This is a genomic window from Aureisphaera galaxeae, assembly GCF_028561275.1.
Taxonomy (GTDB): Bacteria; Bacteroidota; Bacteroidia; order Flavobacteriales; family Flavobacteriaceae; genus Aureisphaera; species Aureisphaera galaxeae.
Window position 1 is genome coordinate 194,683 of record NZ_JAQQTF010000018.1, and the last position, 24,941, is coordinate 219,623.

The 24,941-nt window shown below is 42.7% G+C and carries 20 protein-coding genes; 10 read left to right on the forward strand and 10 right to left on the reverse strand.

Annotated elements, in window-relative coordinates:
• Positions 1-192 precede the first annotated feature (192 nt).
• The 3 genes from aspS to POV27_RS17940 all read left to right on the forward strand — a co-directional run bounded on the left by aspS (position 193) and on the right by POV27_RS17940 (position 2,490).
• Positions 193-1,941, forward strand: coding sequence for an aspartate--tRNA ligase (aspS, locus tag POV27_RS17930; RefSeq protein ID WP_272864171.1), 1,749 nt, complete (start codon positions 193-195; stop codon positions 1,939-1,941).
• A 10-nt stretch (positions 1,942-1,951) separates the two neighbouring features.
• A complete protein-coding gene (locus tag POV27_RS17935; protein ID WP_272864172.1) occupies positions 1,952-2,197 on the forward strand; it encodes a hypothetical protein in 246 nt (81 codons plus the stop codon).
• A 95-nt stretch (positions 2,198-2,292) separates the two neighbouring features.
• Complete coding sequence (locus POV27_RS17940; protein ID WP_272864173.1) at positions 2,293-2,490, forward strand: cold-shock protein; 198 nt, start codon at positions 2,293-2,295, stop codon at positions 2,488-2,490.
• 48 nt (positions 2,491-2,538) lie between these two features.
• Here POV27_RS17940 and POV27_RS17945 read toward each other — a convergent pair whose 3' ends face one another.
• Entirely contained in the window at positions 2,539-2,988 is a 450-nt protein-coding gene (locus POV27_RS17945) for a nucleoside deaminase (protein WP_272864174.1), read from the reverse strand.
• Positions 2,989-3,062: 74 nt separating this feature from the next.
• On the opposite strand from POV27_RS17945, the gene POV27_RS17950 reads away from it, so the two are divergent.
• Complete coding sequence (locus POV27_RS17950) at positions 3,063-3,563, forward strand: energy transducer TonB (RefSeq protein WP_272864175.1); 501 nt, start codon at positions 3,063-3,065, stop codon at positions 3,561-3,563.
• A gap of 34 nt (positions 3,564-3,597) precedes the next feature.
• Positions 3,598-5,376, forward strand: a complete 1,779-nt coding sequence (locus tag POV27_RS17955; RefSeq protein ID WP_272864176.1) for a 1-deoxy-D-xylulose-5-phosphate synthase — start codon at positions 3,598-3,600, stop codon at positions 5,374-5,376.
• Between the two features lie 50 nt (positions 5,377-5,426).
• Here POV27_RS17955 and POV27_RS17960 read toward each other — a convergent pair whose 3' ends face one another.
• The gene (locus POV27_RS17960; RefSeq protein WP_272864177.1) at positions 5,427-8,039 is read right to left on the reverse strand and encodes a T9SS-dependent M36 family metallopeptidase; all 2,613 of its coding nucleotides are present in this window, start codon (positions 8,037-8,039) and stop codon (positions 5,427-5,429) included.
• 125 nt (positions 8,040-8,164) lie between these two features.
• Entirely contained in the window at positions 8,165-9,493 is a 1,329-nt protein-coding gene (locus POV27_RS17965; RefSeq protein ID WP_272864281.1) for a deoxyguanosinetriphosphate triphosphohydrolase, read from the reverse strand.
• A 177-nt stretch (positions 9,494-9,670) separates the two neighbouring features.
• On the opposite strand from POV27_RS17965, the gene POV27_RS17970 reads away from it, so the two are divergent.
• Positions 9,671-12,457 (forward strand): TonB-dependent receptor, encoded by a 2,787-nt coding sequence (locus POV27_RS17970; RefSeq protein ID WP_272864178.1) that lies wholly within the window; start codon positions 9,671-9,673, stop codon positions 12,455-12,457.
• A 24-nt stretch (positions 12,458-12,481) separates the two neighbouring features.
• Positions 12,482-13,666 carry a multidrug transporter gene (locus POV27_RS17975; protein WP_272864179.1) on the forward strand — a complete coding sequence of 395 codons (1,185 nt, stop codon included), beginning with the start codon at positions 12,482-12,484 and terminating at the stop codon, positions 13,664-13,666.
• A 74-nt stretch (positions 13,667-13,740) separates the two neighbouring features.
• Here POV27_RS17975 and POV27_RS17980 read toward each other — a convergent pair whose 3' ends face one another.
• Positions 13,741-14,100, reverse strand: a complete 360-nt coding sequence (locus POV27_RS17980; protein WP_272864180.1) for a toxin-antitoxin system YwqK family antitoxin — start codon at positions 14,098-14,100, stop codon at positions 13,741-13,743.
• A gap of 285 nt (positions 14,101-14,385) precedes the next feature.
• Here POV27_RS17980 and POV27_RS17985 point away from each other — a divergent pair, with 285 nt between their 5' ends.
• A complete protein-coding gene (locus tag POV27_RS17985) occupies positions 14,386-16,641 on the forward strand; it encodes an inorganic phosphate transporter (RefSeq protein WP_272864181.1) in 2,256 nt (751 codons plus the stop codon).
• Positions 16,642-16,737: 96 nt separating this feature from the next.
• Here the strand turns inward: POV27_RS17985 and POV27_RS17990 are convergent, their stop codons facing one another.
• The 4 genes from POV27_RS17990 to POV27_RS18005 all read right to left on the reverse strand — a co-directional run bounded on the left by POV27_RS17990 (position 16,738) and on the right by POV27_RS18005 (position 21,971).
• Complete coding sequence (locus tag POV27_RS17990; RefSeq protein WP_272864182.1) at positions 16,738-19,185, reverse strand: ribonucleoside-diphosphate reductase subunit alpha; 2,448 nt, start codon at positions 19,183-19,185, stop codon at positions 16,738-16,740.
• Between the two features lie 122 nt (positions 19,186-19,307).
• Positions 19,308-20,285 carry a ribonucleotide-diphosphate reductase subunit beta gene (locus tag POV27_RS17995; RefSeq protein ID WP_272864183.1) on the reverse strand — a complete coding sequence of 326 codons (978 nt, stop codon included), beginning with the start codon at positions 20,283-20,285 and terminating at the stop codon, positions 19,308-19,310.
• A gap of 423 nt (positions 20,286-20,708) precedes the next feature.
• Complete coding sequence (locus tag POV27_RS18000) at positions 20,709-21,311, reverse strand: hypothetical protein (RefSeq protein WP_272864184.1); 603 nt, start codon at positions 21,309-21,311, stop codon at positions 20,709-20,711.
• Between the two features lie 96 nt (positions 21,312-21,407).
• Positions 21,408-21,971 carry a DUF3109 family protein gene (locus POV27_RS18005; RefSeq protein WP_272864185.1) on the reverse strand — a complete coding sequence of 188 codons (564 nt, stop codon included), beginning with the start codon at positions 21,969-21,971 and terminating at the stop codon, positions 21,408-21,410.
• Between the two features lie 120 nt (positions 21,972-22,091).
• On the opposite strand from POV27_RS18005, the gene POV27_RS18010 reads away from it, so the two are divergent.
• Both POV27_RS18010 and POV27_RS18015 read left to right on the forward strand, forming a co-directional pair.
• Entirely contained in the window at positions 22,092-22,673 is a 582-nt protein-coding gene (locus POV27_RS18010; protein ID WP_272864186.1) for a MarC family protein, read from the forward strand.
• Positions 22,674-22,688: 15 nt separating this feature from the next.
• Complete coding sequence (locus tag POV27_RS18015; protein WP_272864187.1) at positions 22,689-22,883, forward strand: hypothetical protein; 195 nt, start codon at positions 22,689-22,691, stop codon at positions 22,881-22,883.
• On the opposite strand, the gene POV27_RS18020 is transcribed toward POV27_RS18015, so the two are convergent.
• A complete protein-coding gene (locus POV27_RS18020) occupies positions 22,884-24,482 on the reverse strand; it encodes a S41 family peptidase (protein WP_272864188.1) in 1,599 nt (532 codons plus the stop codon).
• A complete protein-coding gene (locus tag POV27_RS18025) occupies positions 24,482-24,910 on the reverse strand; it encodes a deoxycytidylate deaminase (protein WP_272864189.1) in 429 nt (142 codons plus the stop codon). Before POV27_RS18025 ends, POV27_RS18020 begins: the two co-directional genes overlap by 1 nt.
• Positions 24,911-24,941: the final 31 nt, after the last annotated feature.

A 24,941-nucleotide genomic window follows, 5' to 3' on the forward strand; every position in this document is an offset into this window, starting at 1 on the left:
TTTGTTAATCGTTCGAAAATAGTAGTAATTCTTCACTTAAACCAAAGAAAAACCTATTTTTTTTCAATAGAATCATTCAAAATTACGGTTTCGATTAGAAGGATGTTAATTATGATTTGCTTCTTTTAATAATTACAAGGTTATCCCCGATAATCTTTTTAAATTTGCACCTTCCTTTTTGAAAAGAATAAAATGTATAGAACACACAATAACGGCGAACTTCGTTCCGAACATATAAATGAGACAGTTACACTGTCCGGTTGGGTCCAAAAAACAAGAAATAAAGGGTTCATGATCTGGGTAGATCTAAGGGACCGTTATGGCATTACCCAATTGATATTCGATGAGGAAAGAACCACCCAAGAGGTGATGAAAATAGCCTCAGAATTGGGAAGGGAATTTGTGATACAAGTGACCGGAAAAGTCATAGAAAGGGAGTCTAAAAACCCAAATATGCCTACGGGTGACATCGAAATTTTGGTCTCTGAGCTCATTTTATTGAACGAATCCCTTACACCTCCCTTCACAATTGAAGACGAAACCGATGGTGGAGAAGACGTAAGAATGAAGTACCGTTATCTGGATATTCGCAGAAATCCAGTGCGCGAAAACCTCGTTTTTAGACATACCGTGACCATGGCGGTGCGCAACTATCTTTCTGGAAAGAATTTCGTGGAAGTTGAGACGCCTTACCTCATTAAGTCTACTCCCGAAGGAGCCCGTGACTTTGTGGTGCCAAGTAGAATGAACGAAGGACAGTTCTATGCACTTCCACAATCTCCACAAACCTTTAAGCAACTCTTGATGGTTGGGGGAATGGATCGCTATTTCCAGATTGTAAAGTGTTTCCGCGATGAAGACCTAAGAGCAGACAGACAACCGGAGTTTACCCAGATTGACTGCGAAATGGCCTTTGTAGAGCAAGAGGATATCCTACAAACCTTCGAAGGGCTTACACGCCACCTCCTAAAAGAGATAAAAGGAGTGGAAATAGGTGAATTCCCAAGAATGACCTATGACGATGCCATGCGTACCTATGGAAATGACAAACCGGATATCCGATTTGGAATGAAATTCGGCGAACTCAATGAAGTGGCGCAGCACAGAAATTTCAATGTATTCAACGCTGCTGAATTAGTCGTAGGAATCGCGGTTCCCGGTGCCAATAGTTTTACCCGTAAAGAAATCGACAAATTGATCGATTGGGTAAAACGCCCGCAGATTGGTGCCTTAGGAATGGTTTACTGTAGATGCAACGAAGATGGCACGTATAAATCTTCTGTAGACAAATTCTACGATCAGGAAGATCTTGCCCGTTGGGCGGAAGCAACAGGAGCACAGCCAGGAGATTTAATCTGTGTGCTTTCTGGAGACACCAACAAAGTACGAGCACAACTAAGTGCCTTACGTATGGAATTGGCAGAACGATTGGGACTTCGGAAACCTGATGAATTTGCTCCCCTATGGGTAGTAGATTTCCCATTATTGGAATGGGACGAGGAAACCGAACGATTCCATGCCATGCACCACCCGTTTACTTCGCCAAAACCGGGACAGATGGAATTGCTAAGAACCCAGCCCGGCGATGTAAAGGCCAATGCGTATGACTTGGTTTTAAACGGAAATGAAATTGGAGGAGGTTCCATTCGTATTCACGATAAGGAAATACAAAGCAAAATGTTCGACTATTTAGGCTTTAGCGAAGAAGAGGCCAAAGCGCAATTTGGATTCCTTATGGATGCCTTCCAATATGGAGCGCCTCCCCATGGTGGAATTGCCTTCGGACTTGACCGACTGGTAGCTATTTTGGGCGGACAGGAAACCATCCGCGACTTTATAGCATTCCCTAAGAACAATGCAGGAAGGGATGTCATGATCGATGCCCCTGCTCCTATAGATGAAGCTCAATTACAAGAGCTCAACTTACAATTGAACTTATAAGAGGTAAGCCATGCGAATATTCTTAATTATCATATTTGTAGGAATAGTCGCTACTCTTGGATATGGCTACTACATAAAACCTGAAGACTATAAAACAGGGGAGTTTTGCATCGGGATCTCCGTAGCCGCCCTGTTTTTTGTTTGGATGCCCCTATTTATCTACCATCGCTGGAAGGGTAAAAACGTTAAGGACTATATGCTTACGAAAGAAAACATCGAAAAAATGATGGATGAAGGTGACCAGAAAAAACTGTAAATCAGCCACTTTTTTTAAAATAGTGATATTTTCTTAACATTCGAAAATATAATTAGCGTACCTTTACTCATTATTATTAATTATTATTTTTTACGATGGAAGGAACAGTAAAGTTTTTTAACGAGTCCAAAGGGTATGGCTTTATCACCAACAACGAAACAGGAAAAGACATTTTTGTACACGTTACCGGTCTAAACGGAGAAGCTATAAACGAAGGCGACAAAGTGGAGTATGAGGAAACAGAGGGGAGAAAAGGAATGGTCGCAACGAAAATCAGGGTAGTATACGAATAAGATATAATACGCTTGCCAGACTCAAAGCCCGCTCTCAAAGCGGGTTTTTTAGTTTAAATTCCTTTTTTCAACAAAAAAGCGTTTGAGCAATTGCGCTGCCTCTTCTTCCATAATACCTCCCATCATTTTGGTTTTGGGATGTAATTGCGTTCCCATAACGGTACAACCGCGTTGTTCATCCTTAGCTCCATATACTATTTTTGAAATCTGACTCCAATAAAGGGCTCCCGCACACATTTGACAGGGCTCTAACGTCACATAGAGGGTACAATCTATAAGATACTTTCCACCTATATAATTGGCAGCAGCAGTAATGGCTTGCATCTCGGCATGGGCAGTGACATCGTTTAAGGTTTCGGTAAGATTATGGGCCCTTGCAATAATCTGATTGTTTACCACAATCACAGCTCCTACTGGAACTTCCCCTTTTTCGAAAGCAGCCTCAGCTTCTTGTAAGGCGCGTTTCATAAAATATGCGTCATCGTACGGTTGAATCATGCCAGCAAAGGTACAAATAATGTATACTGAAAAGTTGGGCATTAAAATTGATGCCCCATATCAAAAGGATCAAAATGCGACCATCACTACTTTTCATTTTACTTACTTTCTACAACCTCGCCTTTTCTCAATCTTCTGAAATAGCCCAACAAGGAAAAGACGAAAAAGAGAAAGCCACCATCATTGCATGTGGGCCCTGGAATCCAATGCCGCCACAAGAACCGTATAACATCTACCAGATAGATTCCCTACCCTATTTTAAACACAAACCGCTCCGCTCCAACGATCCCGAAGAATTGCAACTTCAAATCAAGGAATTCATAACCACAAACTTCGACACCTCCATTTTCAACAGCACAAAGTTCTATGGTCGCCAACGAATCATTGTTCGTTTCGTCATTGAAAAAACGGGGGAAGTATCCCAAATCCAAATTCGGGCTCAGTACGATGAAATCGAACACTATACATTGGAAATCATCAACTGCCTCCCAAAATTCGTTCCCGGAAAACTAAAAAATGAAGCAGTAAGTGTTATTTACCCGCTACCCATTTTATTTAATCCGGAGCCAAATTGAAGCAACAAATTGGCAATAGCTGTATCTTTGATACGTGAAAGACAACCTACTTTCTAGAATCCATCTCCCGGAAGATCTTCGAAGCCTAAATCGCAAAGACCTTCCCCAGCTCGCACAGGAGCTCAGGGAGTTTATTATCAATATCGTAGCTGTAAAAGAGGGGCATTTGGGTGCTAGTTTGGGCGTGGTTGAACTTACCATAGCCTTACACTACATTTTTAACACCCCGGAAGACTTATTGGTGTGGGATGTAGGTCATCAAGCCTATGGCCATAAAATTCTAACGGGAAGAAAGGACGTTTTTCACACGAATCGCCAATTGGGAGGCATTAGCGGATTCCCAAAACGGGCCGAAAGTCCCTATGACACTTTTGGAGTCGGTCATAGCAGCACAGCCATATCGGCCACGCTGGGAATGGCGATAGCCGCCCAACTGCAGGGAAATACAAAACGGCAACATATTGCGGTGGTAGGTGATGCCTCTATTGCGAGCGGAATGGCTTTCGAGGCATTAAATCATGCTGGGGTTACCCGAACCAATCTTTTGGTCATCCTTAATGACAATGCGATAGGTATCGACCCCAGCGTAGGAGCCCTTAAGGATTATCTTACCAAAGTAACCTTAGACAATGCACCGGATAGCGACAACATCTTCGAGGCGTTGAATTTCAATTATTCCGGTCCCGTAGACGGTCACAATCTAGAGCAATTACTTTCCGAACTGGAACGCCTAAAGCATGTCGACGGCCCCAAACTACTGCACGTTATCACGAAAAAAGGGAAAGGACTACGACAAGCCGAAGAAGACCAAGTGAAATATCATGCGCCCGGTAAATTCGATGCTAAAACTGGGGATCTCATTCCTAAATCGAGCAACGGTTTACCGCCGAAGTTTCAGGATGTTTTCGGTAAGACGATCGTTGAATTGGCTTCACAAAACGAAAAGATTATGGGGATTACTCCTGCCATGCCCACAGGAAGTTCCTTAAAATATATGATGGAAGCGTTTCCGGATCGGGCATTCGATGTAGGGATTGCAGAACAACATGCCGTTACCCTAGCAGCTGGATTGGCGACACAGGGAATGATCGTCTACTGTAATATCTATTCAACTTTTTTACAGCGCGCCTACGATCAAGTGATTCACGATGTTTGCTTGCAAAACCTCCCGGTTGTTTTCTGTTTGGATCGAGCCGGATTGGTGGGTGAAGACGGAGCCACACATCATGGGATTTTCGATTTGGCCTATCTAAGGTGCATTCCCAACCTTACCATTTGTGCTCCTAGAAATGCCGTAGAACTACGAAATATTCTGTATACCGTACAGTTGGGAATTAACCAACCCATCGCCATACGCTATCCTAGGGGAAGGGGTAAAATCGTGGATTGGAAACAAGAGTTTTCCCCATTGGAACTAGGAAAAGGCGAGCTACTAAAAGGCGGAAGCGACATCGCCCTATTATCCCTAGGATTCATTGCAAATAATGCAACCGAAGCCATTGAAGCATTGAACCCTGCCGTTCAGGATTCCGTTTCCCATTACGACATGCGCTTTTTAAAGCCTTTGGACGAATCCTTATTGCACAGCATTTTCGAATCGCATGCTACGATTGTCACTTTGGAGGACGGCGTAGCCGCTGGAGGGTTTGGGTCGGCCATAGCCGAATTTGCTGCTAAGAACGGCTATAAAAACACCTTGGAAATTGTAGGGTTACCAGACAGCTTTCCAGAACATGGTTCCATACAACAATTGCAAGACCTTACCAGGATATCTTCAGAACACATCCTTTCAACCCTAAAAAAGTACCTATAAAAAAAGGCCTCTCTTTCGAAAGGCCTTTTCTATTTATTCGTTTATAACGATTATCTGATAATCAACTTTGAAGTGTGGGAGTAGTTACCACCATCAATCTTAATTATATAGATACCCGTATTCAAATTCGTAGCATCGATGGAAGCTCTGTTTCCTAACTCAAGATCTTGAGAGAATACTTTTCTTCCATTCATATCGAAGATAGACACTTTAGTAGTACCTAAGCTTACGATAGAGCTAATATTGATCTCACCATTGGATGGGTTCGGAGCGATGTTAAAGTTATTGTCGAAGTTGTTATCTCCTAAACCTCCAGTACACTCAGAAGGCAAGTCGAATGCCTCAGTTCCGTCTACAACCGAACCGGCACTTCCTTGATCTGCACTGGCTCCTAATCCACGATTAGCGAAAACCTCCCAGATTAAACACTGGTTAGCACCCGCATTGGCCAATTGGTCTGCCTGAAGAATTGCATCACGTCCGTCTACGAAACCTGGGCTACATACCTGTAGTTTCATTCCGTCCATTACCAATTGGAAGGCGATATTGTTACCTCCAGTTCCATTATAAATATCTGGATCGAATCCATACTGATCTACAAATGCCCATGTCATATCCCATAGCATGGTTGCCCACACATATCCTACACCGTGAGGAATGGACAATCCGCCAATGTCTCCATAGGTAGCACCGTTTATAGCCATATCTGTACTATAAGCCGTTGGACGAATACCAGCAGGGTTTTGAGAAGCGTAGGATGCTAGACCTCTAATGTCCGCACCTGTATCACCAGTTTGCATAGTCATTACCAATGCAAGGTAGTCACTCCATCCTTCACCCATTTGCTCAGTGTTGTTCAAACAGCTTACGTTAACAGGACCTCCTGTGAAACGGTTGGAAACACCGTGCGCATATTCGTGAATAATGATTTCGTTATCTAGGTCACCATCAACAAATCCTCCAACGTTGGTTCCGTCGATAGTACCGTTTAATGGCCCATTAGCGTTAATGTCTGCAATAATTGCATCTCCAACAGCTTCAGGTACCAAGAAAGCAGGAATGGTTACAGAACCACCATCAGCACCAGGTGCCATTTCGAAAGGATACACAGCTCCACCATCGGTAGGGATATACTTAACAATTACGGCAATAGCTCCTGCGTTTTGAGCATTAAGAGCCTTCGTACCAAACTCACAGGATCCTCTATTCAAGATAGCAATCTTTCCGTTTAAGTCAGTTCCGTTTGTAATCACATCACAAGCATCATTAGGGTCTGAAGAAGTTCCACCACTATCGTCATCGATAACAACAACGATATCTTCAGTTAATGGTGGTACTGGGATCGGCGCACCGAATCCAGCAGCTACACCTTCGTGTGGCCCCGTTAGCGGTCCTTCGTTAATAGTAAGGATATCTCCTGTAATAAGTGCATTCCAAAGGAACATCGTCATTCTTGGGTTAGCACCATCTGGAGGAGTACCGAAAGTTGCATTGTTGAATCCAGATCCATCTTGCGCATCTGCATTTACAGAGTCACTTCCATTTCCTGGGTTCCCGTAGTTATCTTCTTGGAAGTTACCATTCTCTTCGTCGAATCCGTAGTGATATGTAACATCATGACAAACGTTATTCCAGTAGAACAAGTTAGTGATAGCTGCAGATTGGAAATCTACTGGCTGTGCTGGAAGGTTGTAATCGAAATCGAAGATCAAGGAAGCGCCTCCATCGGGAGCGAATCCTGTACCGTCGTTACCGTCGGCATCTTCCTGAGCCCAAACGTTGTTTCCTCTTGTAATAGTAAACTCAGCTCCGTCAACACCATCGGTATCATGCCATCCGAAAGGAGAAGCCGTAGCATCGTCTGGATCCGCCACCAATTCTCCATTGGTAGATCCGTGGTTGTCTGGGTTTCTGAATGGAATTGGGAACACTCGGTATTCTCCTACATCAGCAACCTCTAGATCCATTTGTGGAGCAGCGTTTTTCTTAAATAGGATGCTTTCTACAGGAGCCTCACCAGAATGTGAGTGCTCACCTGGACCGAAATCACAACTTACCACCAAATCCATAGTTTCTAACAACTGTCCGGTAATAGCGTCTACACGAACATTGTAGTAATGACTAGAATCTAACAGGTAAATACTTAAATCCCAAGCTAAACGTACGGTATTGTTCTCCAGCGGTTGATACACCAAAGTAACGGGGATTTCCAGAGAAGAGATTCCTCCACCAGAATACAAATACTTGTTTCCTTCAACATTCAGCAACTCCAATGAAGTAGGAGTGCTTAACGACAATTGAGATACGGCACTGTTAATTGCAGCCTCAGGATCCAATGAAGGACTTGTCGTGTTAACCTTGCTTGCAAGATTTGCTACAAAAGACGGAGTGGCAGCATATACCACTTGTCCGTTTCGTACTGCAAAACTAGAAGTGGAATTGAATACATCGATCCCGCCATACTGCTGGTTAGCATATACATTTTCTAGATTCATGCTTTTGGATGTACCGTGGGACAGAATCGATACCGCTTCCACGTCTTGTGCTGTCAATCCATAAGCGGCACGATTGCTGCTCATGTAAGACTCAATCACAGGCGCGTAGTCTTGAGCTCCTGCTATACCCACCGTAAGGAAGGCAAACAGGTAAAGTAATTTTTTCATAGTCTTTAAGTTTATGATGAACAATTAATTAAGATTGCTTTTTACCTAAGAAAAAAAGGGATTAGGCAAAAAGTTTATAAATATACTACCTTATTTTAATAAAGGTCGTGTATCCATTGAAAATATTACAATTTCCCGCCTATTTTATTGAAAATCTGTAAAGATTTTCCATCGGTCAATTGGGAGATAAAAGAGCACACTTTCATGTTATACATATAGGTATCGTCGGTCGGTTGCCAATCCATACCTGTGCTCTTCAAAATGAGATCGTCGTAATGCCTGTGATTTCCGTTCTTTTTGTTTTCAAAAGCCGTCGTAAAGGCATCCAATAGCGAAGAAAGAATATGATAGCCAGCAATCTCCTTATCGATCACCTCGGCACTCTGATATATCTTTTCAATCGAAATTTTAAGGATATCGCTTATCTGAGCTTGATACTGACTTTTATCCAACAATGCGTGGGAAAATTCCCCTTTTAGGATGGCCTCCTCATTTTCCAGAAAGATGGAAACCGCCTCTTGTATTAAGGTGCTAATAGCCAAAGAACGTAGATATGCCAAGCGATCACTGGCACGCTCCAATTTGTTGTACTTGTCTCGGTTAATGGTATCCTTCACCAATTTTATGAGATACTCCAATGCGAACTCCTCTTCAATCAAACCAAGATTGATTCCATCTTCAAAATCGATAATGGTGTAGCAGATATCGTCGGCTGCCTCTACCAAAAAAGTTAAGGGATGACGCGCATAACGATTCTGCCCATGGGAAATAAGGCCGAGTTCTTCGGCTACTTCTTTAAAGAAAGGTACTTCGCTTTGAAACACCCCATATTTTTTGTCCGCGATATGCTTCGTGGGCTTTTTAGGCAGGGATTCCTTGGGGTACTTCATGAAGGCTCCCAAAGTAGCATAGCTTAATCGCAATCCTCCATCAACACCGTGCTTGCTTTCAGTAAGGATTTTAAACCCATTGGCATTCCCTTCAAAATCGACCAAATCCTGGTATTCCTTTTCTGAAAGTTGCTCTTTAAACCGTTGCCCTTTTCCATTCAGGAAATAGTCACCAATGGCTTTTTCCCCACTATGCCCAAAGGGAGGATTCCCTATATCATGCGCCAAAGCCGCAGCGGCTACGATGGCACCAAAATCATTGAATCGATACCCATGGGTTTCACGTAAGTGCGGGTGACGTTCCAGTAGTTTTTTACCCACGGCCCTTCCCAAAGAGCGGCCTACTACCGAAACTTCCAAACTATGGGTAAGGCGGGTATGCACAAAGGAGGTTTTGGACATGGGGATGACCTGTGTTTTGTCCTGGAGGCTTCTAAAAGCAGAAGAAAAAATGACCCGGTCGTAATCTACTTCGAAACCCAATCGGGTTTCATCCTGTTCTATTCTAAGTCGTTTGTTGGTATCCCCTTGCCGGCGTAGCGAAAGGAGCTGCTCCCATTGCATCATAGTGTTTTCGTTATGGACAGGCAAGATACGAGTTTTACCCTCTTTCGCCAGCACAATTTACAATGTTAAGGACTTAACAATTCCCTAACCTTGAAATGACCTAAGGATAATTTGTCGATAACACAGTCTTTACACTGTCTAAGTTTCTTTGCAGCGAGAAATTTAAATATTCAAATGAGAAATTTATTCCTACTTATAATTTTATCCTTTAGTGCCACAGTAGTAGCACAACAAACAGGCTCCATTGTTGGTAAACTGACCGATAAGGACTACAACAACGAACCCCTTTCATTTGCCAGTATCGTTATAAAAGGGACCAGTAAAGGAACCACTTCGGACTTCGATGGACTATATGCCTTGGAAAATGTTGCTGTGGGCACTTACACGATTCAATTTAGTTTTGTGGGTTACGAAACTGTTGAAATCCCAAATGTAGCGGTGGAAGCTGACAAGGTAACCACGGTAAATGTCCCCATGGGGGCCAGTGCCGCACAGTTGGAGCAAGTAGTTATTAAAACCACAACCCGACGTGAAAGCGTGGAGGCTTTATTGCTGGAACAGAAAAAAGCCGTTTCCATTAAGCAAAGTATTGGTGCCGACGAACTTGCCCGTAAAGGGGTGAGTGATGCTGCAGGTGCAGTTACTCAAATTTCGGGTATCTCCAGACAGGAAGGCGGAAGCAATGTATACGTTCGTGGTTTGGGAGATCGATACCTAAACACTACGTATAACGGCCTATCCCTTCCTTCTAATGATATTGAGAAGAAGAACATGGACCTTAACCTGTTCTCCTCCGATGTTATTCAGAACGTTGCGGTAAGCAAAGCATATTCGGGAGAGTTCTTTGGGGATTTCTCGGCAGGAAACGTAAATATTCTGGCCAAAGATTACGCCGGTAAGGGATTTCTAGACATCAATTTGGGATCCGGGTTTAATTCAAGATCCGTTGGGGAGAACTTCGTTAAAAGCGAAGGAACGGGAAAATTTGGATTCTACAACCGTTATGACAACAATCCCTTTGCCGTAATCCTATCTCATGGAATTGATCCAGAAGATGCAGGAACCCCAGTACGTTTTACCGGAAGCATGTCTGGCGGAACTTCGTTTACATTCAAAAACGATTCTAAGCTAAGCCTTTTCGGAACTGCCTCTTTCGACAATGATTTTGAATATCGCGAAGGGCCTGCAGTAGACTTTACGACCATCGAGAAGAAGCGATTCGATGCTTCCGAGATTTACGAGTATTCTACCACTACAACAGCCATGGCCAATATCATCTACAAGTTTGATAGCGACCATAAATTCAGCTACAACTCTCTTTTCATCAATAGTTCTAGTGACGAGGTTGGATATTTCGGAGTAGACGGGCAGGGAAGAAACCGAGATGCCATCTTAGACACGGATCAAGGTTTCTACCAAATGAACGTACAGTTCGATCAAGACATGATCTTTGTAAACCAATTATTGGGAACCCATAAATTAGACGAAAAACTAACCTTCGATTGGGGTGTTGGATATAATGTAGTTGATTCCCGCCAACCGGATCGTAAGCGTATCAGCTTAGAGCGTTTCGACTTGGCACTGGACAATGATCCTAACACAAACCCATCCTTTTTCAATAATATTCCATTCGATAACCAACGTTATTTCCAAGACATTGACGACAAGGAAATTAATGGACGCTTGAACTTTTCTTATAAAGCTTCGGAAAAGCTGACCCTTAATGCTGGTTATAACGGAAGAACCAAGGAGCGTGAGTTCGAAAACGTTCGTTATGGATATGACTTGATAGAAGCCAATACACCGGTAGAAGATGTAAACAATTTCAATTCTGTATTCACTTTCGAAAACTTGGGAGTGGTTTACAACACTTTTGTATTCAACCCATTGGATCCGGGCAACGGACTTGGAAGTGAAAACTTTCCTGGAAATCCTGAAAACACTTACAAGGGAACCTTAGGGATTCATGCTGCTTTCCTTAGTGCGGAAATCAAACCTGATACTACTTGGACCATCGTTCCCGGAGTTCGCGTAGAGTCTTTGCAACAGGACATCGTATATGACGTAATTAACCTATTACCTACCGATCCTGGATTTAGATCTACCGAGGAAACTTACCTTTTACCTTTTTTGAATATTAAATATGGATTGAACGAGGATCAAAACCTGCGTTTCTCATTTAGCAAAACAGTTTCCTTCCCAGAATTTAAAGAGGTAACCCCATTCGTATACGAGGACGTAACGCAACGTGTGGGTGGTAATCCTGATTTATTGAACGACCCTTCTTTTTCTGAAATCTACAACATCGATCTTAAATACGAATGGTTCTTCGGAAAAGGTGAAATTTTCTCGGCAGCCGCTTTCGCAAAACAGATTAACGATCCTATCAACAAAGTAATTGCCAACGATGCAACAGGAACCCAGCGATTCTTCAGAACTGGAGAAAAGGCAGAAGTACTTGGGGCCGAAATAGAATTAAGAAAAAATCTATTGCTGAATGAAGATGAAAAATCTGAATTGAGTGTTGGGCTTAATGCCACCTATATGTATACCAAGCAGGATTTGAAGAGTTCTCAAGGATTGTTCACAACGACCTTCGAAGAAGGCAGAACTGAAGAGTTGCAAGGTGCTTCGCCATTCATCATTAATGCGGATGTTAACTATAGCCCAACCTTCGGAAAATATAAGCCTACGGCGAACCTGGTATTCTCGTATTTCAGCGACCGTATAGATGCGATTGGATCGGGACAGCTTGGAAACATTATTGAAAAAGCAGTTCCCACGTTGGACTTAGTATGGAAGAATAAAATCGGAGACAACTTTGAAGTGAATGCCAGTGCCAAAAACTTGTTGGATCCGACGATCGAGCGAATTCGAGAAACAGAGGCATTTGGCGATATCGCCCTATCAAGTTATAAACGAGGAATGAACCTCGCACTACAATTGAAATACAAATTTTAAACAAAACTAATATCAATGAAACCTATGAAAACAAGAATTTTATTAGCAAGTTTAGCGATCGCTGGACTCATCTTTACTGGATGTGAAAGCGATGATACCGCTCCCATTGTTATTGAAAACAACCAAGGAGGAAACAACGGTGGTGGTGAAACTCCAGAAGACAACAACATTGGAGGAACCATGACTACCAACCTAACCCTAGAAATTGGTGAAGAGTACAACCTTACCGAAGCCTTGGTCATGACCGAAGGTACTACGCTAACCATTCCTGCAGGTGTTGTGATTAAAGCCAACCCTGGTGCTGGTGTATACATTGCCATCGCGCAAGGTGCTACCATCAACGCCGAGGGGACTTCTAGCAACCCAATTGTTTTAACATCCAATGTGGCCACTCCTGGTGCAGGTGACTGGGGAGGATTAATCGTTTTGGGTAAAGCCCCTATTAACTCCGTGGCTGGAGGAGATGCTACTTCTACCAGCGAAATTGGAGGTCTTCCTTATGGTGGAAGCAACGCAGGCGACAGTTCTGGGACTATTCGATATGTTCGTGTTGAATATTCTGGTGGAGCGGCTGATGCTTCTTCCGAAAACAACGGATTCTCTTTCTACGGAGTTGGAAACGGTACTACTGTTGAGTACATCCAGGCTTTCGAAGGAAAAGATGACGGTATTGAGTTCTTTGGTGGAACGGTAAACGCTTCATTTATTTCTGTTATAGGTTCTCAAGATGATTCTATAGATTGGACAGAAGGTTTCTCTGGAAACTTAACCAACGTATATGTAGAGCACAGAGTTGAGCATGACAAGGCTTTTGAGTGTGACGGTTTTAACACCGACATCGGAAATAACTCAAATCCTGTATTCTGGTCTAACCCAACTGTTACCAACGTAACTGTAGTGGGAAGAGGTTCTGCTACTGGCAACGAAGCAATCCGCTTAAGAGCAGGTACACAGGGTCAGTTCAGCAACGTTTGGATTCAAGGATACGAAGAAGGTTTTGACTTAGACGGTAACACAGGTGAAAGCCCAACAGGTCAAGGAGTTCTTGACGGGGATCTTTTAGCTGCCGATGTAACCTTTACCGACGTAGTATTAAAAATGAAAAACGACACGGAGTTCGTTTTCGGAGAATCAGATTTCATTTCTGGTGACGGAAACGGTACCGGTGCCGATTACGATAGTTGGAATACGGGTTGGACTCGTAACTAACTTTAAATTTCTCAAAATGAAAAGAGCTCCCAATGGGAGCTCTTTTCTATTATATTGAATATAAATGCAGTCTTTTAATTTGTTACCACTCGGGTATCGGTCACTTCCCATGTTTTTACAGCGGTGATCCGTGAATTATCATAGGTAACTTCCTTCTTGGTATCTCCATTGTAAAAGGTCCAAGTTCCCACCTTTTCTCCATTGCTATAGTAGGCTTCGGCGGTCTTGATTCCATGAGTATCATAACTTATCCATTCCCCTTCCAATTTATTATCTTGGGTATAATAACCGGTTTGGGCAACCACACCATTATCATGGTATAGGGTAGCTTCGATAAGATCTCCTTTTTGTTCGTAAGTAGGTTTATGCACTTCTTGGGCAAAAGAAACTGTACCTACTAATAAAATCGCCAATAACATTACTATTTTTTTCATAACTGCATGGATTTAATTAATAATTACATTACAAACATAACTTTAATTTTACACTTAAGCAACTTTTACATAACATTAAGTTAACATTAAATGTTTATTTAATTGATTATTAGACACTTGTAATGTTATGATTTGATAACATTAATCGCCATTACCTTAGTCTTTGTTACCCCATGGGAGTTCATCTGCACTTTATTTCATCCCTCTAATCCAACACATAACATTAACCTAACATAGACCTCGAAAATTAATTTCAAATTTGCCTGTTGGTATAACTTCTCTTTTATGGATAACATATATGTGATTATGCTCATCGCTTTGGCAGTTTTGGCCATTGCAGATTTGGTGGTGGGTGTAAGTAACGATGCAGTTAACTTCCTTAATTCGGCCATAGGATCCAAGGCCATTTCCTTTAGAACCATTATGATTGTTGCCAGTGTGGGTATTGCCTTTGGGGCCTTATCTTCCAGTGGTATGATGGAGGTTGCCCGAAAGGGGATTTTTGTTCCCGGACAGTTCTATTTCGACGAAATCATGATCATATTCATGGCGGTGATGATTACGGACATCCTGCTCTTGGATTTCTTCAATACCTTAGGACTCCCTACCTCAACAACCGTTTCGATCGTTTTCGAATTGCTGGGAGCCGCGGTATGTGTTTCCCTCATAAAGATTAGCGGTAACGGAGATACCATTCTTCAGTTAGGCGAATACATTAACTCTGAAAAAGCCACAGAGATTATACTGGGGATACTGCTCTCGGTGGTCGTAGCATTTACCATAGGGGCGCTTGTACAGTTCGTTTCGCGCTACCTGCTTACCTTCCATTTTGAAAAGAAACCGAGTTGGATGGCAGCTGTCTTTGGCGGATTGGCCATTACCGCGATTTCCTACTTCATCATTATTAAAGGATTAAAGAGTGCCGCTATCCTGCCCGAAAGCTTTAACGCTTGGGCCAAAAACAACCTATGGCAATTTATAGGCATCAATGCTGTAATATGGACAGGTATTTCCGCCTTAGTCATTACGGCCTTTAGAACCAATATTTACAAACTCATTATTATCGTAGGAACCTTTGCATTGGCCATGGCCTTCGCAGGAAATGACTTGGTGAATTTCATCGGGGTGCCTATTGCGGCCCTTAACTCCTACGACAGTTGGATGGCCTCCGGACTCCCTGCTTCCGAATTTAGCATGGAAAGCTTGGCCGATAAAGTACCTACCCAACCCTATTTATTACTATTGGCAGGGATTGTAATGGTACTTACCCTTTGGTTTAGTGAAAAGGCCCGTAGGGTGGTTAAGACTTCGGTAGACCTTTCCAGCCAAGACGAAACCGAAGAACGTTTCCGTGCCAACTGGCTTTCTCAAAATTTAGTGCGCGGCGCCATTGTGCTTAACACCTACTTCCGTTCTTTACTTCCGGCAGGTTCCAAAAGACGTATCACTAATAATTTTACGCCGCTTCCCGCAGCTAAAATAAAGAATGCCGACACCCCTGCTTTCGATATGGTAAGGGCATCCATTAATCTGGTAGTAGCCAGTGTGCTTATTTCAATCGCTACCGGCATGAAATTACCCCTTTCAACTACCTATGTAACCTTTATGGTAGCCATGGGAACTTCTTTAGCGGATCGCGCCTGGGGAAGTGATAGTGCCGTATATCGTGTAGCTGGGGTAATCAGTGTAATCGGAGGATGGTTTATGACAGCCATCACCGCATTTGTAGCAGCTGCTATCATGGCCTTCCTATTGTACAAATTTGGAGGATATGCCCTAGCAGGATTGTTAACCTTGGCTGTATTCCTTATTGTACGCAGCTATGTAAAGGGTACCAAAGACACCAAGGAATTTAAGGAAGAAATTCGATTACAGAAAGCACAAAGCTCTTCCATAAAAGGTATTATCGAAGAAAGTTCTGGTAATGTTTCTATGGTGATGAAAATGGGAAGCAAGTTACTTTCCAACACCTTCAAGCATTTGGCGAAGCAAGATCTTAAAGCACTTAAGAGCGACCGCGAATACAGTAACAAATTGAGCGATGAAATGGATAGTTTAAAGAGCCATGTGTTCTTTTATATTAAGAATCTGGAAGAGGATGCTACACCGGCCAGTAAGTTCTATCTAATGATCCAAGATTCGCTGCAGGACGTTGTACAGTCTTTCCATTATATAACCAAGACCAGCTATAAGCACGTTAAGAACAACCACCGTGGTCTGCGCTACAACCAGATAAAGGACTTAAGTGAAATCGAAACCAGACTCATTACCCTTTTCCAAAAAATAAAGACAGAATTTGACAATCAGACCTTGGACAACCTTCCGAACATCATTGGAGAAAAACAGGACCTTTTGGATTATCTGTCCAACGAAATTGAAAAGCAGATTGAGCGTACCAAAGATCCCGAGGCAAGTGCCAAGAACACTTCCCTATACTTCAGCATTATATTGGAATGTAAAGATCTTGTAGAGGGTATTACGGAGCTTTTGGAACAGTACTACGTGGAACATACGCGCACCAAAAGCGCAGATATCCTGTAAACTCCTAACTAAGAATTAGCTAAATAAAAAGGGAGGCCAATGGCCTCCCTTTTTTCATTTTAACACTTAAAAGTCGACTCCATGGGTAGAGTCTAATTAAGAACCGCACATTAGGCAATCCTCATCGTCCTCAGCTTCTTTGGACTTGGCCAACAACTCCCTCAATTCCTGAGCGGTTAAAGGTTTGTCATTGGCTGCAGAGGTGGCTTGCACCTTCGTTTCGGCCATTGCCGGTGCCGTGGCTGCTGCTGTAGCTGCCACCGGTTCTTTCTTGGTTTCATTCTTTAAGGTGAACTTAATAGCATCTACCGCACTCTTCGTACGCAGGTAGTACATACCTGTTTTTAGTCCGCTCTTCCAAGCGTAGAAATGCATAGATGTTAGCTTCGCCATATTGGCGTTCTCCATAAAGAGATTCAAGGATTGGGACTGATCGATGAAGTATCCTCTGTGACGGGACATATCGATAATATCCTTCATACTCAATTCCCAAACCGTTTTGTATAGGTCCTTCAATTCTTGTGGAATGATATCCACGTGCTGGATGGATCCATTGGCACGCATGATCTCTTCTTTTAGATCATCATTCCAAAGGCCTAGCTTCACCAAGTCTTCCAATAGGTGCTTGTTCACTACGATGAACTCACCAGAAAGTACTCGGCGGGTATAGATATTAGATGTATACGGCTCAAAAGCTTCGTTGTTTCCAAGGATCTGCGACGTAGAAGCTGTAGGCATAGGCGCTACCAACAAAGAGTTACGCACTCCGTGTTTCTTCACATCCTTACGCAGTTTACCCCAGTCCCAACGTCCGCTCAATTCTTCGTCTTTAATGTTCCACAGATTGTGTTGGAATTTACCTTCAGCAATCGGCGAACCTTTATAGGATTCGTACGCACCATCGACTTTGGCCTCTTCCATAGAAGCGGTTACGGCAGCAAAATAGAGCGTTTCAAAAATCTCTTGGTTCAATTTCTTGGCCTCATCGCTAGTAAATGGTAAACGCAGCATGATGAAGGTGTCTGCCAATCCCTGTACCCCCAATCCTACTGGACGGTGACGGAAATTGGAGTTCTCGGCCTCTTTAACCGGATAGTAATTACGATCAATGACTCGGTTCAGGTTCTTGGTTACCCGCTTGGTTACCTTGAACAACTCCTTATGATCGAACTGCCCATTCTTTATAAACATTGGCAGGGCGATGGATGCCAAATTACAAACCGCTACTTCGTCTGGAGAGGTGTATTCCAAGATTTCGGTACAAAGGTTGGAAGAACGGATGGTTCCCAAGTTCTTCTGATTGCTCTTACGGTTGGCCGCATCTTTATAAAGCATGTACGGGGTACCCGTTTCAATTTGAGATTCCAAAATCTTCTCCCAAAGCTCACGAGCCTTGATGGTTTTTCTTCCTTTATCTTCCTTTTCGTACTTAAGGTAAAGTTTCTCGAACTCTTCGCTATGACTGTCGAACAATCCTGGACATTCGTTAGGACACATCAACGTCCAGTCGCCATCTTCCTGAACCCGTTTCATGAACAAGTCTGGAATCCACATGGCGTAGAACAGATCACGGGCACGCATTTCTTCTTTACCATGGTTCTTTTTAAGATCCAAGAAATCGAAAATATCGGCATGCCATGGCTCTACATAAATAGCGAAACTTCCTTTACGCTTTCCACCTCCTTGGTCTACATAACGTGCCGTGTCGTTGAACACACGCAACATAGGCACGATTCCGTTAGAGGTTCCGTTGGTTCCTGCAATATAGGATCCTGTCGCTCTAATGTTGTGGATAGATAGTCCAATTCCCCCAGCGGACTGCGAAATCTTTGCGGTCTGCTTCAAGGTATCGTAAATCCCGTCAATACTATCGTCCTTCATGGTCAATAGGAAACAGGAAGACATTTGTGGCTTAGGCGTTCCACTGTTGAACAAGGTTGGAGTCGCATGGGTGAAGTACTTCTTCGACATCAACTCATACGTTTCCTTGGCCGCTGCCAAATCGTTTAAGTGAATCCCAATGGAAACCCTCATGAGCATGTGCTGAGGCCGCTCAGCAATTTGCCCGTTCAATTTTAATAGATAAGAACGCTCCAGGGTTTTGAATCCGAAATAATCGTATCCGAAATCACGATTATAGATGATGGTAGAATCCAATTCATCTGCATTCTCTTCAATAATTTTGTATACCTCATCACTTAATAGTGGTGCAGGTTTTCCGGTACGCGGATTTACGTACTCATAAAGATCCTTCATCACTTCGGAGAAGGTCTTTTTAGTGTTTTTGTGCAGGTTGGAAACCGAAATCCTTGCTGCCAGTTTTGCATAATCTGGGTGGGATACGGTCATGGTTGCAGCGATCTCTGCAGCCAAGGTATCCAGCTCACTCGTTGTTACCCCATCGTAAAGGCCTTCGATAACTCGCATGGCGACTTTTACCGGATCTACCAAAGGGTTTAGTCCGTAACATAATTTTCGAACTCTGGAGGTGATCTTGTCGAACATTACGGGTTCCTTGCGGCCGTCTCTTTTAACTACGTTCATACTTCTTAAGGTGTGTGTTAGTTGTGTTTTTTAATAAAAATCCTACCTATACAGTCAAAGCTGTATAGTTCTTGTAATTTTTAAAATAAAATCCGCCGTTTGGGGAGCCAGCGGAAGTGCTTTTAAAAGTCTGCGTCGAAACTTATTTTATTCGACTCCTTGTCCTTGTTGGTCACACCCGCTTTTTGGTATTCTGAAACACGCTTTTCAAAGAAGTTGGTCTTTCCTTGAAGCGATATCATATCCATAAAGTCAAATGGATTAGCGGTGTTGTACTCTTTGTCACAACCCAATTCAACGAGTAGGCGGTCGGTGACAAATTCCAAGTATTGGGTCATTAGGTTCGCATTCATTCCTATAAGGCTTACAGGCAATGATTCCGTAATGAATTCCCTTTCAATGTTGAGGGCGTCTACGATGATACCGCGAATACGATCTTTTGGCACTTTGTTCACCAAATGGTGGTTGTGCAAGTGTACCGCAAAGTCACAGTGTACTCCTTCGTCTCGGGAAATTAATTCGTTAGAGAAAGTTAATCCGGGCATTAGGCCACGCTTCTTTAACCAGAAGATGGAACAGAAAGCACCTGAGAAGAAAATTCCTTCTACTGCAGCAAAAGCGATTAATCGCTCTGCAAAACTTGGACTTTCTATCCATTTAAGGGCCCAATCTGCCTTTTTCTTAATGGCAGGGAAATTTTCGATGGCATTAAAAAGCTGATCTTTTTCCTTATCATCTTTCACATAGGTGTCGATAAGCAAGGAATAGGTCTCACTATGGATGTTCTCCATCATGATTTGGAAACCATAAAAGAACTTTGCTTCAGAGTATTGTACTTCGTTCACAAAATTCTCGGCTAGGTTTTCGTTTACGATACCATCACTGGCAGCAAAAAACGCCAAAATGTGTTTAATAAAATAGCGTTCGTCGTCATTTAGCTTGGTGGTCCAATCGGTTAAATCTTGATGTAAATCGATTTCTTCGGCGGTCCAAAAACTGGCTTCCGATTTTTTGTACCATTCCCAAATGTCGTGATGCTGAATGGGAAAGATAACAAAGCGGTCTTTGTTTTCTGCTAAAATGGGTTCTACTGCACTCATGTCCTTCGTTTAAGTTTATTCTGGATTAATTTCTCATTACTAGGGACTAACAAATATGAAAAAAATAGGGAGGAATATTAAAAAAATGGGCTTTGGGTTTTCAACAAAGTTTTCAACATGAAGGCTTTACGATTGTTATTAACATGGTGTTAATATTTTACATTAAAATATTGATAATCAGTATTTTATAATTATTTTTGAATGGTTATGAACAATTTGCAATTTTCCCGTTGATAACCCCAACGGGCACCCATTTTATAGGTGCTCCACAACGTTTTCCTAACGTTTTCGTAACACCAATTTTCAACAAAAAACACGGCTAAAAATTTTTCATTTTTTTCTGAAAAAGGAAGATCGAATTTAAAAAAACAAAAAAACCGAAGGATTTACCCCTCGGTTTATACTTCTTCGATGATCCAATTTCTATCCTAAATCTTCCGGATCCAAATCCTGGATCGCATCCCAAGTTTCATCCATGTCCATATTGAGACCATTTACATGAAAATAGAAACGATCATCCTGCATGAACTGAATCGTACTTCGGTTGTTGCTTTTGCTATATTCCTCTACAGCTTTAACGCCCTTTCGCTCCACCGTTCGTTTGGTTTTGTACTCGGTTTCTTCTTCAAAATCCTGGGAAAACATAATGCGCATGGCAGCGGTCGCAGCCGCTCCCATTTCACCAGCGCCATCGATCACCTGGATCTTAAACTGTTTCGATTTGTCTTCTGAAGCATAGGTTGCCTCTATCGTGGCCAGGTTCATATACGACCCCTGTCCGGCTTTGTACTTGGTTCGCTTCATACCCTTTACCTCATCGGGTAACCAGTCCTTGAATTCTTCATTGGTAAGTGGGGTTATTTCCTTTAACTTCTCTAGGTCCTCTTGCATTTCATTAAGTTCCTTAAAGGCATTTTGGGTATTGGACACATTTTCCCGGGTCTCCTTTATCTTTTCAGAAACGGGATTATCCTTGCACGCCACGAGTAGGGCCAATGCAAAAATGGCTAGCAGTAATCTTTTCATAATCATGTGGTTTAAATTGAAATTCTGTGTCGTAAGGTAATGATCTTCAACAAGATAAAAACAGGGAGAAAGACGGTATTTTTAAGAGGAATTTTACTACAGCTTCGCGGCTACTTTTTCCAATTCACTGTACCAATGCTCCCCAAATTTGCGGATTAGGGCATCCTTTACAAATTTATAGACGGGCACTTTGAGTTCTTGACCCAAGGAACAGGCATCATTGCAAATGGGCCATTTGTGGTAATTAACCGCAGCAAATTCACTGTAATCCTGAACGCGAACAGGATATAGATGACAGGAAATGGGTTTTCTAAAATCGATCTCGCCAGCATTATAGGCATCCTCAATCCCGCAACCCGCTATGCCACTCTCCGAAAAGGTAACGTACACACATTCCTTTCCATCTACCAAAGGGGTTTCCAATTCACCCAAATCGGAAACCACATGGGTTCCTTGCTTTTCGATCCAAGCGATTCCTTCCTTTCTTAGAAAGGGTTTTACTTTTGGGTAAATTTCTTTGAGGATGGCCACTTCTTCCTTAGAGACCGGTGCCCCGGCTTCGCCCGCAATACAGCATTCCCCCTTGCAGGCGCCTAAATTGCAAACAAATTCCTTTTCCAGTAAATCTTCGGATACGATGGTTTTCCCCAGCTGAAACATGCTGCAAATATACTTTGTTTCCGAAGAAATCGATGCAGTTTCTTCCCGCAAAAGTTTACGGTAAATAACCCATTATGGTGTTTTATTGATTAATTTTGCCCCCGTAAAACAACCCTCGTTATGAACTTCAATTTTAAAGAAATAGCCACCGCCACCATGGTACTTTTTGCCGTGATCGATATCGTGGGAAGCATCCCTATTATTATTTCCTTGCGCGAAAAGTCGGGGAAGATTAAAAGTGGACGCGCAAGTATCATTGCCGCCGTAGTGCTTACCATGTTTCTTTTTATTGGAGAAGAGATCTTAAACCTTATTGGTATAAACGTAAACGAATTTGCCGTTGCAGGTGCCTTTATCCTATTTTTCATTGCTTTGGAAATGATCTTGGGCATTCAACTCTTTAAACAAAGCGAGGAAAACCTTTCCATGGCCACCGTATTCCCTATCGCCTTTCCTATCGTAGCGGGACCGGGTAGCTTGACCACTTTGTTATCGCTTAAGGCAGAATATGCTACGGAAAACATCATCATCGCCATCATCGTGAACATTATTATCGTGTATGTGGTATTGAAAACATCGGCCAAGCTACAACGCGTTCTTGGAAAGAACGGAATTGGTATTATTGAAAAGGTGTTTGGAGTAATTCTATTGGCAATAGCCGTAAAACTATTTACCTCGAACATTCAGGAATTGTTCGTGTAACAACTATAAAGACGTATGAAAATCTTTACCTATATATTATTGATCATTGGAGTGGGACTTATCGTGCTAAATGCCACTAAATTGGATTTTTCCGACCTTTTGAAGGGCGATAGCGCTGTTGCCGTGATTGGTATTTTGGCAGCAGCCTGTGCCATCCTACTGGCGTTAATTTTACGCACCTCTGTAAAGATCAAGCAGCGTAAAAAGTAACTACTGAGCGTTGGTGCTTCCTCTTTCCATTTCCAATACTTTGTTGATCATGGCATCGTCCAGATTCAGGAAGTATTCGTAAGCATTAGGACCAAACAATTGCTGGGCAATGTTGGCTTTCAGGGATTGTCTTAGCTCCTTCTCATAACCGCTTATGTCGATCTGAGCTTCTTCCAAACGGGCATAGGAAATAAAGTCCTCGGTAAGGGCTTGGTCCACCTCATAGCTCTCGGTAAATGCCTTTAGGCTAATACCATCGAAATCCGATCGATTGGCTTCTAAATATTCGAAGATGAAGTAGCTCATAAAACCGTTACGGGTTACATATTCTAAGGTCTCGTTTTCTACACTGGTGTCTTTAGGCACGAAAATATCGGGGATAATTCCACCACCACCATATACCACTTTACCCTTTGGAGTAACGAACTTTAGGGAGTCTGCCACCTTAATGCTATCCGAACTGCGCATCTCGCCATTGCGATAGCGGTTTTCGTAATCCCGGTAGTAGTCGCCATTCCCATTTCCATAAGGCCGTTGAATGGACCTTCCTGTGGGTGTATAGTACCTGGCTATGGTTAAACGCACTGCACTTCCATCGCCCAAGGCCATTTCACGCTGGACCAATCCCTTTCCGAAGGATCTACGGCCCACTATGATTCCTTTATCATTGTCCTGTAAAGCCCCAGCTATAATTTCGCTGGCAGAAGCAGAGTTTTCATCAATAAGGACATATAGTTTTCCCCTCTCAAAATCACCTTTTCGGGTGGCGTAGCTTCTATTTTCATCACCATTTTTATTCCGGGTAATGAGCACCAATTTGTCATCCTCCAAGAACTCATCCAAAATACGTTCAGCCGCCGAAATATATCCTCCCGGATTGCCCCGAAGGTCCAACACCAAGGTAGACATACCATCATCGGCCAAATTATCCAGGGCCGACTTAAACTCATTGAAGGTAGTTTCAGAAAAACGATTCACTTTAATATAACCCACCTCATCGGTAAGCTTATAGGAAGCATCTACACTTACAATGGGCACACGTTTCCGTTTCAGGGTAAAATCTAACAAGCCTTCTTCGCCCTTTCGGTATACCTTCAGTTTCACTTTACTGTTTATTTCTCCCTTCAAGTATTTGGAAATGCTGTCCCTGTGGATGTCTTCGCCAAAGAGCTGTTTCCCATCGGCAAAGAGAATACGATCCCCTCCTTTTATGCCTGCGCGCTCGGCTGGACCCCCGGCGATGGCTCGAATTACTGCAATGGAATCGTTATAGGGATAGAAACTCACTCCGATTCCCACGAAATTTCCGCGCATATCATCGGCATTGTCTTCGTATTGATCTACCGGAATGTATACGGAATGCGGATCTAAATTTTCAAGAATGCCATTTACGGTAACATCAACAATGCTATCCGTATTTATCTCGTCCACATATTCGTAGTCGATATAATCGATTAAACGATTGAGTTTGTCCTTTTTAGAATTGGTAGCAAAGATTTTCTCGTTGCTATCGTTAAAGTTCAGTTTCGATCCTAGGAATACCCCAAAGAAAAGGGCGATTCCCAACAATAAAGGTGTGTATTTTTTCGCGTTCCCCATTAATCCAAATCCGGTATGTGTGTTATCTCAACGCCGGCTTTCCCTAAAAATTTTAATCCGCTATCATCTTTGTACGCTTGATGAAACACCACTCGGGAGATCCCCGCCTGATGTATAAGCTTACTGCACTGCTGGCAAGGGGACATTGTAATATACAAGGTCGCACCTTTGCAGGACTGAGTTGAGGAAGCCACTTTAGAAATGGCATTGGCCTCGGCATGGAGGACATACCACTTGGTATAACCTTCCTCATCTTCGCAGATATTTTCGAAACCCGTTGGGGTTCCATTATAGCCATCGCTGATAATCATTTTATCTTTTACGATGAGCGCTCCAACTTGCTTCCGCTTACAGTAAGACAATTTGCTCCATTCGGTTGCCATTCGCAGGTAGGCTACATCGTATTGTTTCTGTTTGTTCTTCGTCATATAGTAAGTAAGCGAATTTAGCAGTTAGTTA